Origin of the sequence: Nocardiopsis sp. L17-MgMaSL7 (genome assembly GCF_003182025.1) — a bacterium.
Classification (GTDB): domain Bacteria; phylum Actinomycetota; class Actinomycetes; order Streptosporangiales; family Streptosporangiaceae; genus Nocardiopsis; species Nocardiopsis prasina.
In genome coordinates this window covers 1-15,097 of record NZ_QGTF01000028.1, presented here as the reverse complement: position 1 = coordinate 15,097, position 15,097 = coordinate 1, and the positions used below count along the sequence as shown (strand labels likewise).

General features: G+C 67.6%; 16 protein-coding genes and 1 pseudogene. 8 read left to right on the top strand and 9 right to left on the bottom strand.

All coding sequences use genetic code 11. The features are described from left to right. Window position 1 precedes the first annotated feature (1 nt). A complete protein-coding gene (locus tag BDW27_RS26915) occupies window positions 2–196 on the top strand; it encodes a DUF397 domain-containing protein (protein ID WP_370446555.1) in 195 nt (64 codons plus the stop codon). A gap of 386 nt (window positions 197–582) precedes the next feature. Here BDW27_RS26915 and BDW27_RS26910 read toward each other — a convergent pair whose 3' ends face one another. Continuing rightward, window positions 583–1,074 carry an SRPBCC family protein gene (locus BDW27_RS26910; protein WP_110052512.1) on the bottom strand — a complete coding sequence of 164 codons (492 nt, stop codon included), beginning with the start codon at window positions 1,072–1,074 and terminating at the stop codon, window positions 583–585. Between the two features lie 158 nt (window positions 1,075–1,232). Continuing rightward, a pseudogene (locus tag BDW27_RS27965) lies at window positions 1,233–1,343 on the bottom strand (IS5/IS1182 family transposase); the annotation flags it as partial. Between the two features lie 137 nt (window positions 1,344–1,480). Here BDW27_RS27965 and BDW27_RS26905 point away from each other — a divergent pair. The 3 genes from BDW27_RS26905 (at window position 1,481) to BDW27_RS26895 (ending at window position 3,114) form a co-directional block, all read left to right on the top strand. Then, entirely contained in the window at window positions 1,481–1,759 is a 279-nt protein-coding gene (locus BDW27_RS26905; RefSeq protein ID WP_110052510.1) for a DUF397 domain-containing protein, read from the top strand. A 229-nt stretch (window positions 1,760–1,988) separates the two neighbouring features. After that, a complete protein-coding gene (locus BDW27_RS26900; protein WP_017546800.1) occupies window positions 1,989–2,633 on the top strand; it encodes a dihydrofolate reductase family protein in 645 nt (214 codons plus the stop codon). Window positions 2,634–2,874: 241 nt separating this feature from the next. Further along, window positions 2,875–3,114, top strand: a complete 240-nt coding sequence (locus BDW27_RS26895) for a DUF397 domain-containing protein (protein ID WP_110052509.1) — start codon at window positions 2,875–2,877, stop codon at window positions 3,112–3,114. A gap of 128 nt (window positions 3,115–3,242) precedes the next feature. Here BDW27_RS26895 and BDW27_RS26890 read toward each other — a convergent pair whose 3' ends face one another. Then, on the bottom strand, window positions 3,243–4,352 hold the full coding sequence (locus tag BDW27_RS26890; protein WP_110052507.1) for an NADH:flavin oxidoreductase/NADH oxidase: 1,110 nt from the start codon (window positions 4,350–4,352) through the stop codon (window positions 3,243–3,245). 136 nt (window positions 4,353–4,488) lie between these two features. On the opposite strand from BDW27_RS26890, the gene BDW27_RS26885 reads away from it, so the two are divergent. Then, window positions 4,489–4,851: a helix-turn-helix transcriptional regulator gene (locus BDW27_RS26885; RefSeq protein ID WP_017546797.1), complete on the top strand. Its 363-nt coding sequence runs from the start codon at window positions 4,489–4,491 to the stop codon at window positions 4,849–4,851. Between the two features lie 302 nt (window positions 4,852–5,153). Here BDW27_RS26885 and BDW27_RS26880 read toward each other — a convergent pair whose 3' ends face one another. The 4 genes from BDW27_RS26880 to BDW27_RS26865 form a co-directional block, all read right to left on the bottom strand. Further along, on the bottom strand, window positions 5,154–5,858 hold the full coding sequence (locus BDW27_RS26880; RefSeq protein WP_110052505.1) for a TNT domain-containing protein: 705 nt from the start codon (window positions 5,856–5,858) through the stop codon (window positions 5,154–5,156). A gap of 101 nt (window positions 5,859–5,959) precedes the next feature. Then, on the bottom strand, window positions 5,960–7,597 hold the full coding sequence (locus BDW27_RS26875) for a hypothetical protein (RefSeq protein ID WP_110052503.1): 1,638 nt from the start codon (window positions 7,595–7,597) through the stop codon (window positions 5,960–5,962). 109 nt (window positions 7,598–7,706) lie between these two features. Next, window positions 7,707–8,651: a DUF3830 family protein gene (locus BDW27_RS26870; protein ID WP_110052501.1), complete on the bottom strand. Its 945-nt coding sequence runs from the start codon at window positions 8,649–8,651 to the stop codon at window positions 7,707–7,709. Window positions 8,652–8,934: 283 nt separating this feature from the next. Next, on the bottom strand, window positions 8,935–10,479 hold the full coding sequence (locus tag BDW27_RS26865) for an AMP-binding protein (RefSeq protein ID WP_233515957.1): 1,545 nt from the start codon (window positions 10,477–10,479) through the stop codon (window positions 8,935–8,937). Window positions 10,480–11,351: 872 nt separating this feature from the next. On the opposite strand from BDW27_RS26865, the gene BDW27_RS27960 reads away from it, so the two are divergent. Both BDW27_RS27960 and BDW27_RS26850 read left to right on the top strand, forming a co-directional pair. Then, window positions 11,352–11,735: a hypothetical protein gene (locus tag BDW27_RS27960; RefSeq protein WP_233515956.1), complete on the top strand. Its 384-nt coding sequence runs from the start codon at window positions 11,352–11,354 to the stop codon at window positions 11,733–11,735. Window positions 11,736–11,746: 11 nt separating this feature from the next. After that, entirely contained in the window at window positions 11,747–12,064 is a 318-nt protein-coding gene (locus tag BDW27_RS26850; RefSeq protein ID WP_110052496.1) for a hypothetical protein, read from the top strand. 457 nt (window positions 12,065–12,521) lie between these two features. On the opposite strand, the gene BDW27_RS26845 is transcribed toward BDW27_RS26850, so the two are convergent. Both BDW27_RS26845 and BDW27_RS26840 read right to left on the bottom strand, forming a co-directional pair. Then, a complete protein-coding gene (locus BDW27_RS26845; protein WP_017546794.1) occupies window positions 12,522–13,187 on the bottom strand; it encodes an NAD(P)H-binding protein in 666 nt (221 codons plus the stop codon). 52 nt (window positions 13,188–13,239) lie between these two features. Beyond that, complete coding sequence (locus BDW27_RS26840; protein ID WP_110052494.1) at window positions 13,240–13,671, bottom strand: VOC family protein; 432 nt, start codon at window positions 13,669–13,671, stop codon at window positions 13,240–13,242. A gap of 98 nt (window positions 13,672–13,769) precedes the next feature. Here BDW27_RS26840 and BDW27_RS26835 point away from each other — a divergent pair, with 98 nt between their 5' ends. Next, window positions 13,770–14,441, top strand: coding sequence for a GntR family transcriptional regulator (locus BDW27_RS26835; protein WP_110052493.1), 672 nt, complete (start codon window positions 13,770–13,772; stop codon window positions 14,439–14,441). Window positions 14,442–15,097 lie beyond the last annotated feature (656 nt).

Below are 15,097 nucleotides of genomic sequence, written 5' to 3'. Positions count from 1 at the left end.
GATGAACTCCACTATCCCAAACGACCTGTTCCGCAAGTCTTCCTACAGCCAAATTCAGTCACAGAACTGCGTCGAGGTTGCCGATCTGCCCAGTGGTGCCGCCGTCCGCGACACCCAGAACCGCGACCTTGGCCACCTGATGTTCAGTGCGGCTGCGTGGCAGGTCGCCCTAGCCACAATCGTTCGAAGCTCGTAGCTGGAACAGCAGAGGGGACCAGAGACAGTACCTCTGGTCCCCTCTGCAACTCGATATCCTGCCAACACCGTGATCATGAGCCGCGCGTGGGCTGGAAGCAGCCCTCACTCGTGCTGGTGGCCACAGCTGGCCACCAGCAAGGGACGTTTCCGCCGAACGCGGCGTGTAACCGTGGGCGAGACGATACAGGAGCCAGTTCGCAACCCATCGGCCAGCTGAAGAACCGGGAGATCCTGCACCGCCTACGCTGCTGCCAACAACGGGGCGCTGAGATCCGAGCGGTACTGGTCCTACACCCCGAGATGCAGGAGGAAGAGGACTCAGGGGTCGGCCTGCCGTCACGTCTGCGGCTCCCCACCCTTCGGGAGACGAGCGCTGATCGTGGGTCAGTCCTTCGCTTCGCGGACGTCCTCTCCCTGCTCCGCGAAGGCCTTGAAGTCCTGCATGTGCTGTAGCGACTGCTTGCGGAAGGCTCCGGGCATCAGGAGCCCCACCAGCCGCATCATCACACCGCTGAACCGGTATTCGTTCTCGCTCTCCCAGAGCGTCGTCTCCGGACCGGCCTCGGTCAGCCGGTCGCGCGCCGCGCTCCACATCCCCTCGCCGACGATCTCTCGATCGAAGTGAACAACCTGCCCTTCCGGGATCCCGTGCAGGTCCGCCGGTTCCCGGCGCGTGACGGTCTCGGTGCACTCCATCCTCTGCTTGCCCGTCTGAAACACGACCCGCGACTTGGTACCGACCTGCCCGTGCCCCCCGCTCAGCGGCTCGTGCGACACCAGGCCCCGCAGCCACTTCGGCATGTGTGCCGGATCGGCGAGCAGCTGGGCCACCCGCTCCCGCGGCAGGGCGATCTCCATCGAGACGGTGTACTTCATGGCAGCGCTCTCCGAGTTCCCGAGTGGCATGGCGTGCGCGTGCAGCCTGACCTCATGTTATGCAGTCACGTGACGATCCCCCGGCCGCGTGTTCATGGTTCCTGTCGCCCTGTCAGCGAAGGGCCAGGGCGGGCGGCGACCGACGTTCACGGCCCGTGCACCTTCATCCCGTGCCTCTTGTGCATTCTGAGCAGAAGGGGCCGGTCGACGGCGGCCCGGTCGATCGGCGGCAGGGTCCCGTCCCGGATCACGTACGCCTTGGTCACGGCCCCCTACACTGCCGGGCCCAGTGTGGCCGCAGCTGGCCACCAGTACGGGACGTTTTCCTCCGAACCCGGGGTGTAACCGTGGGCAGGACGGTGCATGAGTGAAGTAGTACCCCCATCCCCCATCGGAGGACTCACCTGTGCACGCCCACGAACTCACCTTCCACAAGTCCAGCTACAGCTTCCGCAACAACTGCGTTGAGATGGCTCCCTTCCGCAAGTCCACCTACAGCCAGCCCCGGCAGAACTGCGTCGAGGTGGCCCGGTTCCGGAAGTCCACCTACAGCAACACCGCGCGAGAGTGTGTCGAGGTCGCCGACCTGCCCAGCGGCGCCGCTGTCCGCGACACCCAGAACAGGGGGCTTGGCACCCTGGCCTTCCCCACCTCGGAATGGGCCGCGTTCCTGCGGCTCGCCTGATTCCGACGCCAAGCACAGGGTGGGAACCTCCGCACCGGCGAAGGTTCCCAGCCCAGCGGTAAGGCTCCACCTGTTCCCGTGGCTCCACCACCGCTTTGACCTGCATCCGGACAGCGGTTCGTCTCGCATACCCGACTCCGGTGAATGCATACTGCTGTCACCGAGCCAAGCTCGCAGGTCAGCGGTTCCGGTTCGCGGTCACATCCCTTCGAGGGCAGGAGTCCCCGCAATGTCACGCGTGAGGGTCCACAACTTCTCCATCTCCGTCGACGGATTCGCCACCGGTGAGGGGCAGAGTCTCGAAACCCCGTTCGGCCACGCCGGTTCGCGGCTCCATGAGTGGTTCTTCCCGACCCGGACCTTCCAGAGGATGCAGGGCAACCCGGGCGGGAGCACCGGGCTCGATGACGCCGTCGCTGGCACCTGGGGTGAGGGCATCGGCGCGGAGATCATGGGCCGTCACAAGTTCGGCCCCCAGCACGGGCCATGGGAGAACGACGAATGGAAGGGCTGGTGGGGCGACAACCCTCCCTTCCACACACCGGTGTTCGTTCTGACCCACCACCCCCGCCCCTCGGTGGAGATGGAGGGCGGCACCACGTTCCACTTCATCGACGCCACCCCGCAGGAGGCCCTCAGCCAGGCGCGCGAGGCCGCGGGCGGCCTGGACGTGAGGATCGGCGGCGGGCCGACCACGGTCCGCGAGTTCCTGGCGGCCGACCTCATCGACCACCTGCACGTCGCCGTCGTCCCGATCGTCCTGGGCCGTGGCGAGCGCCTATGGGACGGGCTCGAAGGCCTGGAGGAGCGCTTCCGGGTCGAGTCGGTGACCACCCCCAGCGGCGTCACCCACATGACCTTCACCCGGCCGTAGCGGGCGCCAGGCAGCCAACCTGGTGGCATCACCGGCGTCGGCACTCCAAGGGCAGGGATGCTCTCGCATCGGCGGAAGGTTCCCCTTCACCTCACGCCAGACCGGAAGGAGCCCTCACCGACCGCGCGTGGCCGCAGTCGGCCACTCGCGCGTGAAGTTTCCTCCGGAGGTGGGGTGTAACCGTGGTGAGTACCGCGCATGAGTCAGTCAGTGCCCCCAACTCCGGTCGGAGGTCTCTGCCATGCCCCCCGGTGCCAAAGCACTCACCTTCCACAAGTCCAGCCACAGCCAGCCCTCTGGCGACAACTGTGTTGAAGTCGCTTCCTTCCGAAAGTCCTCTTATAGCGGAGGCCAGACACAGGTCTGTGTAGAGGTCGCTGACCTGCCCAGCGGCGCCGCTGTCCGTGACACGAAGCACCGTGAGGAGGGGCATCTCGCCTTCCCCTCCTCGGAATGGGCCGCGTTCCTGCGCCTCGCCTGACGGTCCCCGTCCCTGGCCACCGCCCACCCCAGGCTTGGTCATGGTCGGGCCACACGAGTCTTGGCCGTGCCGGGGACGGCCCCGGTTCCCGGCGATGCCGCCTCACACCGCCGGGAACCGGGTCAGTACTACTTCCTGCTGCGGCCCACGGCGTAGCCGTACTGAATGGGCCAGCGGGACTCGGCGCCCAGCTCGTCCGCCGCACGGTGGGCCCAGTACGGCTCCCGCAGGAGCTGACGCCCAAGGAACACGGCGTCGGCGCGACCGGACGCGACGATCTCCTCGGCCTGGGCGGGCTCCAGGATCAGGCCGACCGCCGCAGTGGGCAGCCCGGTCTCCTGGCGCACCCTTTCCGCGAAGGGCACCTGGTAGTCGAGAGCGGCGGGGATGGAAGCGTCGTGGACCATGCCGCCGCTGGACACGTCGAGCAGGTCCACTCCCCTGGTCTGGAGTTCCTTGGCCAGACGCACCGTGTCCTCGACGGTCCATCCCTCACGCCGGTCCTCGGTGTTCTCCGAGATCCAGTCCGTGGCCGAGGTGCGGAAGAGCACGGGCAGGTGTTCGGGCCAGACCGCCCGCACGGCCTCGACGACCTCCAGCGGGAACCGCATGCGGTTTTCGAGGGTGCCGCCGTAGGCGTCGGCGCGGTGGTTGGCGGCCGGGGAGAGGAAGGAGTTGAGCAGGTAGCCGTGGGCCCCGTGCACCTCCACGACCTCGAACCCGGCGGCGAGGGAGCGCTCGGCCGCCGTGGCGAAGTCGCTCACGAGCTGCCCGATCTCCTCGACGGTCAGCTCGGCGGGCGCGGGGTGGTCGTGGAACGGCTCGGCGCTGGGCCCGACCGTGGTCCATCCGCCGTCAGCGGGCGCGACGGGCCTGTTGCCGAGCCAGGGCTTGTCCACCGAGGCCTTGCGTCCGGCGTGCGCGAGCTGGATGGCGGGCACCGCGCCGTGGGCACGGATGGCGGCGGTGATCCGCGTGAACGCCTCCTGCTGCCGGTCGTTCCACAGGCCCAGGTCCCACGGGCTGATCCGCCCGTCGGGGCGCACCGCGGTCGCCTCGACCATGACCAGGCCGAGGCCGCCCGCCGCCCGGTCGGCCAGGTGCGCCAGGTGGAAGTCGGTCGGCACCCCGGTCTCGGGGCCCTCGGACTGTGCGGAGTACATGCACATCGGGGACATCCACGCGCGGTTGGGGATCTCCAGCCCCCGCAGCTTCAGCGGGGTGAACAGGGTGCTCACAGGCGTTCCTTCGCGTAGGCGGTCTCGGGTGTCGGCGGGACCGACCTTTGTACGGTACAAGTCGTACTACGGCGCTTGTCAAACTACGACGGTCTTCGTACATTGAGATGCCAGCCGAACGGAAGGAGGTCGGAGCATGGCCAAGGCTGCCCGCGCCACCCAGGGGCGACAGTGCGAGCACCCCGAGACCGACCAGATCCGTCTGGAGGACGTGCTCAGCGCACTGTCCGACCCGATCCGGCTGCGCATCGTCCACGACCTGTCCCAGGGCCACGACGACATGGCCTGCATCGCCTTCGAACTCCCGGTGAGCAAGTCCACCTCGACCCACCACTTCCGGGTCCTGCGCGAGGCCGGCGTCATCCGCCAGCACTACGAGGGCACCTCCCGCATGAGCCGACTGCGCACCGAGGACCTGGAGGAGCGGTTCCCCGGTCTGCTCGCGGCCGTCCTTCGGGCGCGGAGCATGGACGCGACGGTGCCCGGCCGGACCGTCTGAGCGACGGTGTCCGGCCGGGCACAGATCAGGCGCTACGGATGTCAGCCAGACCCCCCGACGCCGCCTCCGTTTCGGACCGGCTGAACAGAGTCAGTGACAAGGGAGATCCGGCGCGCAGCCTGACAGCCGGGGCAGAGAGCTCGTGAGCGCGGCTGTCAGAGGAAACGACGGCCACTCGGAGCAGTCCGGCAGCCACCATGACCGTTCAGGTGATCAGAACCTGGACCTGACCAACATCGATGGCGACAATTCCTTCCCCTGGGGCGGAAGCCCCGTTCCTGAGTAGGGCGCGGGGCGCTCGATCAGGCGCCCAGATCGTAGCCGTCAGCGAGGACGCACTCCTCGGTGGGACGCTGCTCCAGGTAGCCCCACTCCAGGAGGTCGTTGACGGGCACGTTGCCCTCCCCCTCAGCCTCGGGGACCTCCTCGGCCGGAACGAGCAACTGCTCGCCGCCGCCGGGCTGCTCGAAGTGCGGGGCGACCGGGCCGACCCACGCGGTGACCGGCTCGGTGACCTCGTAGCAGTTGTAGTTGTGCTCGGGCCCCTCAGGCCACGTGTTCAGCGAGTTGGGCGGCAGCGCGCGCTCCTCGTAGGAGGCACCGGCCGGGGCGAGGAACGAACCCCACGGGGAGCCGAAGCGGTCCAGCATCCAGCCCGAGGGCAGCTCCTGGAGCTCCTTCACCGGCTGCCCGTCGACAACCACGAAACCGTCGTGCTCCGGGTAGTCCCAGCTGCCCTCCACGGTCCACCAGCGGTCCAGGAACTCCACGGGGGACAGTCCACCGAGCCGGTCGTACCCCTCGACCAGGGTTCCCACGGGGCCGTCCTGGGGAAGCTCGGACGGGCCCAGGCGGGGGTCGCCGCACAGGTAGCGCTCCAGGTCCTCCGCGCTGGGCGGCGGGGACAGCACCGGGCAGCCCGAGGGCTCGGCGTGAGCGGGGACGGTGGCGGTGGTGGTCACCAGCAGGGCGAGGGCGACCCCGGCCAGCAGAGGGAACTTCGACATCGGACTCCGTTCGACTCGACCCCGGAAACACCCAGGGTCATGAGAAAGCTACGGAGTGAAGTCAACCACGGCTGCGGCGCACACGACTCACGAACGACCCCTCACTCCGGGACGTGGTAGACGCGGGTCTCCTCCAACGGCTCGGTGCCGAACCGGACGGCCACGTCGAGCCCCTTCTTCACCTGCTCCATGCGCTCGGCGATCTGCGAGCACGTCGTCTCGTCCAGGAAGACCGACCCGGGGACCAGCCGAAGCGCGGCGACCGGCTCGCCGCCGGGCCCCGCGCCGTAGGCCGGGAGATGGCCGAGGACGACCCTGGAGTACGGATTTCCCTCATAACCGGCGAGCAGCCTGAACAGGGCGTGCGTGTAACGGTTGGCGGCCGCGATCTCGGACGGCCCCGCCTCCAGGAGGAGGGCGAAGGTCGGTGCGCTGCCGGGCGGCGACGGCCAGTAGACCGAGGCGACCCCGTCCGAGGAGGGGGTGAGCAGTTCGAAGCCACGGCTGGGCAGCAGTTCCATGAAGGTCCGGTTGGACATGAGCAGGTTCGCCAGGTACACGCGGAACCCGTCCACCCCCACACTCTGCACGGCCACCCACGCGGCCAGGATGGGGGCCGCGCTGCGCGAGTGCTCGATGGTGTGCAGCAGCACGTTCTCACCGTGAGGCCGGTGTTCGGCCTCTCCCCTGCCGCCCTCCACCCACCGGTGCAACTCGACCGCGTCGCGGGTGAGGAAGAGACTGGAGGAGTAGGGCGCCAGCCCGGTCTTGTGGAAGTCGATGGTCATCGAGTCGGCCGCGCGTACCTGCGAGACCAGCGCGGCCGTGGCCCGGATGCGCCCCGCCAGCTCCGGGCCGAGGCCGAGGGGATCGCCCGCGAAGTCGTAGTCGGCGAAGAAGAGCCACGGCCAGGTGACCACGGTGTCGAAGTGCACCAGCGGACGGTAGGGCAGCGCGTGCTCCGCGCACAGCCGGTCGAGCGCGGCGGTGACGGGGTGCACGGGGTCGATGTCGTTGTGCAGGATGTTGCCGCCCGAGAGCACGACGCAGGCGATGGGTCGGCCCTCGGACAGCAGGGAGTCGATCACCTCGACGAGGGCGTCGGGATCGGTGTTCTGTCCTGGTGGGGCGGGCACGCGCACACACGCGTCGGTGCCCAGCCCGAGCAGCGCGCAGACGAATTCGAGGCTGTCGTGGTTGTGGGCGGTGGTGACGACCGCCGGGACGCGGCCCGGCGGCAGCCCCTCGCGGTACGAGTCCGGGCTGCACCGGTTGAGCCCCATCCTGACGGCGTAGAGCAGCCCGGCCTTGCCTCCGAACGAGAACACACCACCGGCGGTGTCCGCCCATCCCGCGCGCCGCGCGAACTGCCGGACGAGCTGCCGCTCGACCTCGATCACCCCGGCGCTACAGAAGTCCCAGAGCGCGTTGGGGCTGTGGAGGCCGGTGACCGCGGTGATCGCCGCCGTGTCGAGCAGGGGCTGCGGGGTCATGTTGAACAGGGTGGCCGGGGAGTGCCAGCGCAGTTGTCCCCGCAGTGCGCGCGCCGCCGAGCCGAGGACGCGGTCTGCGTCCTGGGGACCGTCGGGCAGGTTCTCGTACTCGGCCAGCCAGGCATAGTCGCCCGGCGGGCCGCCCAGCCAGGGGTCACCGGGGTCGGTGTCCCGTGGAAGCGAGTCGAAGGCGACCCGGATCCGCCCGGCCAGTTCGTCGCCTCCCTCCCCGGACGGGGTGGGCATCCTTCTCCGCAAGTCCTCGCGGACTGCCTCGAACACTCGGCGGCTCACGCCCTCCCCCTTCGTGTGCGCTGTGCGGTCCGGGCGTCCCGGCGCCCTGCGGTCCGCGGTGTCACCGTTCCGCGTAGGGGTACTCCTTTCCGTGGTCCCACGGGAACAGGTGGAGGTTCCAGGTGTTGAGCATGTTCGTGTACAGGGCCAGGGCGCTGATCAGGGCGAAGTACTGCTCCCTGTCCTCCAGCCGGGCGAGCGCGTCCGTGGTCTGCTTGGTGAAGCGCTCCAGCGTGTGCAACCCGGTGTAACCCAGGAACTCCGACGGGGTCCGGATGAAGCCGGGCGTGATCTCGCGAAGGGTGTCCAGCGGGAGTGCGGTGGTGCGCACCAGCCGAAGGAGTCCGTTGAGCGCGTTGTAGCCCAGTGGCCGCACCTCGCCGTTGACGAACACCATCGTCGAGAAGAACTGGTCCCGGCTCCCGGCTCGGCTGCTGATCCGGCCGGCGTGGATGTCGACGATCTCCTCGGGCGGTTCGATCCAGGACCGCTGGGTGGCGTCGTGGATCTCGTCGATGAGGTCCTGCACGTCGGGGATGCCGACCCGGGGCGGCAGGGGCAGCGTGTAGTCGGTCACCTGGTCGCCCTTGCGGCGCACGCGGATCTCGACGGCCTCCTTGGTCCTGTAGGCGGCGTCCCAGCAGTGCTGCCCGGCCTCGCGCAGGGCGTCGACGTCGTCGGGGACGACGCGGCCGATCGGGGCGGCGGGCAGGTACTCCGTGAGGGGCCCGTACTTGATGCCGATGTGCTGGAGCTGGGAGAGGAAGACGGTGCCGTCCGGCGCTACGGTGCGGTCTTCCATCTTGTACTCGGGGGTCCGGTAGACCGTCTCCGAGCTGGGCAGGAGATGGTACAGGTGGTCTCCGGAGACCAGCGCGTGGTTCTGGAGGCTGTTGTAGGGGACGAGCCTGTTCCAGACCATGTCCACGAGGTCGGGGTTGTCGTCGGTGAGGTCGGCGGTGACGGTGATCTGCGGCTGGACCCATTCGATTTCGAGCTGGCGCATGACGGTGCTCCCGTGTGGTCGAGCGGTCCGGTGGACCAGCGGTCGAGTTGTCGGGGGGTCTGGTGATCGTCGGACCTGGCGTCGGCGGGACGGCGGTCGTCGAATGGGCGTCGGGGCGGTCGGTGGACGTGGTGCCGGTCGGTGGACGTGGTGCCGGTCGGCGGCGTTGTCGGTGGACGTGGTGCCGGTCGGCGGCGTTGTCGGTGGACGTGGTGCCGGTCGGCGGACATCGGCGGCGCGTGGTCAGTGGACGTGGGGTTGTCGGCGGACTGCGGTGGACGTCTCAGATGTGGGGGGACCCGGCTCTGTCGACCGCCTGCCCCCGGATCGCTGTCTTGTCGGGTTTGCCTCGCGGAGTGAGCGGCATGCTCGCGAGGAGGTCGATGCGCGTGGGCTCGTGGACGGTACCGAGGGTTTCGCGCACCGCGGCCGCGAGTTCGGCGGAGAAGGCGACCGTCCGGTCCGCGGGTACCTCCGTGGAGGGGACGACCGCGGCGTAGACGCTCTCCCCGGTGTCGGAGTCGGGCAGCCCCACGACGACGGCCTGGGCGACGCCGGGGTGGGCGGTGAGTACCTGCTCCACCTGCTGCGGGTAGACGTTGTAGGCGTCCACGATGATGATGTCCTTGACCCGGTCGACGAGATAGAGGTAGCCCTCGTCGTCGACACGGCCCAGGTCCCCGGTGAGGAACCAGCCTTCTCGCAGGACCTCGGCGGTCAGGTCGGGGCGCTGCCAGTAGCCGGCCATGAGGGTGGTGGAGCGCACGCACACCTCGCCGATGGAACCGGGCGGCAGTTCGACGCCCTCGGGGTCGCGGACGGCGATCTCCACGTCCGGCAGCGGGCGGCCCACGGAGTTGAGCAGGTAGCGCCCGGCCCGGATGTGGTCGGACTGACTGAGGTAGCTGATGAACCCGGCTTCCTGCATGCCGTAGTTGTGCATGAGGACCGGCCCGAGAGCCGAGACGGCGTCCGCCGTCCGGGACGGCGAGGAGGGGGCGCCTCCGTAGGCGACCAGGCGCAGATCCGACAGGTCCGCGTTCCGCAGGCCCTGCTCGTGGACGAGTGCGTGGACCATCGAGGGTGAGCCGAAGAAGTGGGTGATGTGCTCGCTGCCGAGAGTTCGCGCCACCTCGTCGGCGCGGAAGTCGTCCAGCAGCACGACCGTGCCTCCAACGGCCAGGGTCCACTGCACGATCTCCCCGCCCAGGTCGGAGAGGGGAATCGCGACAAGGAAGCGCCAGGGGCCCGGACCGTACATGTGGCGGGCGTTGTCGAGGAACCCGGCCGACGAGGCGAAGGTGTGCGCGATGCCCTTCGGCTCGCCCGTGCTCCCACTGCTGAAGGTCACCATGGAAAGGGCGTCGTCCCGGTGAACGCATTCCATGGGTACGTCCGGTTTCTGGGCGGCGATTTCCAGCAGGTTCTCACCGAAATCGGCGACTCCGATGGAGAATGCACGGGAAATGCCAGCTTGGGCACTCAGGGATATGGCTTCGTCGCACTGGTCCGGATCGAAGAGGAAAAGCGCGGGTCGTCCCTCTACGAGGAATTTCAGCTTCTCGGCGGTGGAGAAGAAGGGCCTGAGCCCCACGTAGCAGGCGCCGAGTGCCTGGACGGCGAGGCGGGCGACGACCGCGTCGATGGTGTTCCCGTGCAGGTAGGCGACGGTGTCGCCGGTCTGAAGACCTTGGTCGGCCAGTGTCCTGGAGAGCACCGAGCAGCGTCGGAGCAGCTGTTCGCCCGTGATCCTGTGGGGGCCGTCGACAATGACGTCCCGGTCTCCAGCGGACTCCACGCCATGGACTATCTGAGATATGTAACCCATTGGTCGCATAGCAGCCCCATCGCCCCCTCGGCGCTTCCCGGAAGGCAGGATCAGCTGGATTCGCGGGAAGACCAGAATATGAAAGACAACCGCTCCGAGATCCGAAAGTAGCACCAAGGGAGTGGGGAAGCCAGCAACACACTCGTCCGGGTGGCCTGGTGACGTGCCACCGGCCACTTGCGAAGCCTGGGCCCCGCTGGACACGGGGGTCGCACCCCCGGCCACCTGGGGCCTGTCATCGCCCCGCCCCGGGGACCAGCCCGAGGACCGCCGCCGCGAAGGATCGGCGAGCGGTAGGCCGCAGGTCTTCCACCGGACGGCCTACCGGGCTCGCAACACGGTGCAAAGGTGCATCAACCTGTTCAAACAGAACCGGGCGGTCGCGACCCGCTACGCGAAGCGGACAGTGATCTTCGACGGGATTGTGCTGGTCGCCCGCGATCCGGATCTGACTCCGCGATCTCACCAGTCCGATGAGCAGTGCCCAAAGCATCCAGAGTTCTCATCTGACAGGCCGATCCGAGGCATCTGATCGATACCCGGTTTCGATCCACAGATACGAAACGAACTGCACGAAAGAGAGCTTCCGACCTGAATCCGCCTCCGCCTGATACCCGTGTTACGGCAAGTCTTCCAAACAGCCCTCGCCTTCCCGAGTTCGAGATCAGAAGAAGAATGGCAACATTGATAGGATCTTGGATGCACCCCCGACTGGCCCGACTCTCTCTTACTCCATCAACGGAGTGCCTCAGAAGGTAATCCACTACTCTCATCAGCCGACGTGAACAGGGAGATGACTCGTGTACGGTAGCCCAAAAGGCCACATGGGTCCGATGAAAGAAAGAGAAGCGATCTCGAGGATCGCTTCCGACATGTCGGACCGCCTGCCGGATGCCTGGAACTCCGGAAGGCTGCTCGTCATGCTCATGGGCATGTATGGAATCATGAATACTGAGGTCGAGAAGGAGGACGGGGAGGCACTCAGGATAAATCCCCCCGGGAAGTTCTTTCCGAACATCATGGACCTGAGGGCGGGGATGTACAGGGAGGGCCAGGGCACCTGGTTCTCCTGGGAACTCCAGATTTGGAGTGAAGGCACCTTCAAGTCTCGCTTCAATTATGAAGACTATCCCCCATTCCCTTTCTCTCCTGATAGGAAGGACTTCATCGACGAGAACAACCTCTACCCCCGGAGTGAAGAGTTCATGCCTGACTGGCTTCGCGAGAAGATTGATGCGGCTTGGAACAGGATCTAAATAGAGGGAAAATGGAACACCCCACCATGGAAGAGCTTTCTGACATCGAGGAAGCATTCGGAATCTATCTGCACCAGGACTGGACGATCGATGGAAATACGCTCGAAGAGGTATTCCATGAGAACGATGGCTTCGAAGGATTCCGCATCGGAGTCAAAAAAGGCGCCAGATTGCTAATCGATTCGGAGCTCACTGAATTGGAGCTGGAAAAACTCATCGCTGGAAGTTGGGGTGTTGGATACGAGCCTGAGGTAGAGGGTTTCGAGAATTGGAGGTCCGCTCTCAGGGAGATTGTGCGTCTCTGTGAAGCGTACGATCAGGAGGCTTAGGTCTAGCAGCACCATGGGGGCCACGGATGTGACTTCTGTGGTCCTTCGCGCCGCCTCCCTCGCGGCGGTCTCCCCTACTCGCGCCAGGGGAAGGTGAAGCGGGCCAGCATCCAGCCCGAGGCAGCTCTCGGAGCTCCTTCATCTGCTGTCCCTCGACGACCACGAAACCGTGGCGCGCACACGGCGAACGGCCGCCCCTCGGGAACGGCCGTTCGGTGCCGTCGCTACTCGCGGCCCAGGGTTCGGTGGGTCCCCCCGGAGGCACACCAGCGGGTCTGGCGAGGGCGTTGCGCCCGTCCACGATCCTCTTCTGCACAACCGTCGTACACGGTCATGTGCGCACCGAGAACCTGAATGGGCGTTTCCCCGGTCTGCTCGCGGCCGTCCTCCTCAGGGAGCATGGACGCGACCGCGCCCGACCGGACGGTCTGAGCGGCGGTGTCCGACCGGGCACCACTCAGGCGCGACGCATGTCGGCCAGACGGCTCACGGCCCGCTCGATCGGCTCCGTGCCGCTGGTCAGCTCCACGATCTGCCGGTTCACAGCGGGTTCGGCCAGGACCGCGGCGATGAAAGCCGCCACGTCCTCGCGGGCGACGTCCCCGTAGACGATGGCCGGTCCGGCGGTGACCGTCCCGCCGCCCCGCTGGTTGGTCAACGTGCCCGGACGAACGATCACCCAGTCCAGCTCCCTGGCGGCCAGGTAGGCGTCCGCCTCCTTCTTCACCACGGCGTAGTGCTCGAACCCCGGGGAGGGCTCCGCCGACCCGCGCAGCGCCTCGGGGAACACCGAGACCAGGACGAAGCGCCTGACCCCGGCCTGTTCGGCGGCCTGGGCGGCCTTCTTCAGACCGTCGCCGTCGATGGCGGAGGTCTGGTCCGTGCCCGTCCCGTGGGCCCCAGCGGAGAAGACCACCGCGTCGTGACCGGCCAGCCTGTCGGCCAGTTGCCCGACGGTGTCGGCGATCAGGTCCCCCAGAACCGGCACGGCCCCGCTGGCACGCACGGTCTCGACCTGTTCGGGCCGACGGTACATGCCGCTGACCTGGTCGCCGCGTTGGGTGAGCACGCGGGCCAGTGGCTGGCCCACACCCCCTGCGGCACCGATCTGGAACACCTTCATGGTCGACTCCTCAACTTGGTGTGGGTGGACGGACGCCTGCTCCCAGGGCACCTCAGACCGCGAACACCTGGGAATCGTCGGCGAAGGCCTTGAACTCCAGGGCGTTGCCCGCCGGGTCGAGCAGGAACATCGTCCACTGCTCCCCGGGCTGGCCCTGGAAACGAACGTAGGGCTCGATGACGAAGTCGGTGTTCGCGGCGCGCAGGCGTTCGGCGAGCTCCTGGAACCTGTCCACGGTCAGAATCAGCCCGAAGTGGGGCACCGGGACGTCGTGGCCGTCCACGGGGTTGTGGATGCGCTTGTTCTGTTCGGGGGACAGATGGGTCACGAACTGGTGGCCCTGAAGGTTCCAGTCGATCCAGGTGTCGCTGCTGCGCCCCTGCTCCAGGCCCAGGACGTCTCCGTAGAAGCGGCGGGCGGCGTCCAGGTCGTCCACCGGGACGGCCAGGTGGAAACGCGGGATCGGGGAGTCGAGCACGGTCATATGCGGTCTCCAGTCTTCACGGCGCGACGGGGTGCGGCTCAGTCCCGGCACCCATTGTCCTAATGTTAACATTAGGACATTGACAGAAACAGGGAGCAATGAGCGAACCGACACGTGTGGCACCCGCACGCCGCCGAGGCCTGGCCGACGAAGTCGCCGATCGTGTGCGTGAGGCGATCTTCGACGGCTCCTACCCGCCCGGAACCCAGCTGCGCGAGACGAACCTTTCAGCGGAACTGGAGGTCAGTCGGGGTCCGGTGCGCGAGGCGCTGATGCGCCTGGAGACCGAGGGTCTGGTGCGCAGCGCCTGGCACCGCGGGGCCACCGTCACCGAGCTCTCAGCCGAGGACATCGCCGAGCTCGACAGCCTGCGCGACGCGCTGGAGAACCTTGCCGTGGGGCTGGTGGCCCGGAGGGCGAGCCGCGAGGACCTGGAGGCCATCGAGGCCGCCGCCGCCCGCATGGAGCGCGCCGAGGACGAATACGAGATGGCGGCCTGCGACATCGCCTTCCACGACGCGGTCTACGTCGCGAGCGGCCACCGCCGCGTGCACCAGGCGTGGCAAGCCATCCGGTGCCAGGTCCACCTCTTCCTGGTCAACCGGATCCGCGCCAACAGCGACGGCTACCTGGAGCACGTGCCCGGTGAACACGCCGACCTCGTCGCGGCCCTGCGCGCCCGGGACGCCCCGACCGCGGTGCGACTCTTCGCCGAGCACCGCAAGCACGCCATCGACGTGCTGGGCACGGACCCGCCCCAGGCCGGCTGAGGAGGCGGCACCCGGACCGGATCCACGAGGCCGGGCGCAGTGGAGTGGTCCTCGGACGGAGCACGCCACGAGGACGTCCACCTGGTCGTCCGCCCAGGTGCTCAGGCCGTGGCGGTACGCGTAGACGGCCGCCCGCCTCCGGCTCCCCAACCCCCAGTGAGTCCGAGAGCCATCGCCACAGGTCAGACCAGCGGGTCGGCCCTCGGGTCTCCTACCTGCCCTGTCCGCGAGCCCACACCAGCTGTTGGACGGTCATGTGGCCGGTTTCGGCCATCCCACCTTCAAACCCCATGTTGACTCTCACACGCCGATGACCTCGTGAAATGTCCCGTTGGTCCCCCTGGGGCCCGTTCTGTTCACAGGACGGAGTACCAATAAACGCGACCAAATCCGAGAGAATCGGAACCGTGGGTGTTCGCCGTGCGACTCACTCAACGGAGCCAGCAGGAGGCGTGTGAAAGCCGGATGTGGAGAGGCAGGACCGTGAAGTTCGAGTTCACCCCCGATCAGGACTCATCCCCTGAACCGGACCCCGACCAGAAGGGCGTCCTTGACGTCCCTCGTCCGACGGTGCGTATCGCGGCGGCCGCTGAGCAGATGCACACCCGTGCCCGCTTCGATTTCCACCGGCTCAACACGGCCCTGAACCGGATGCA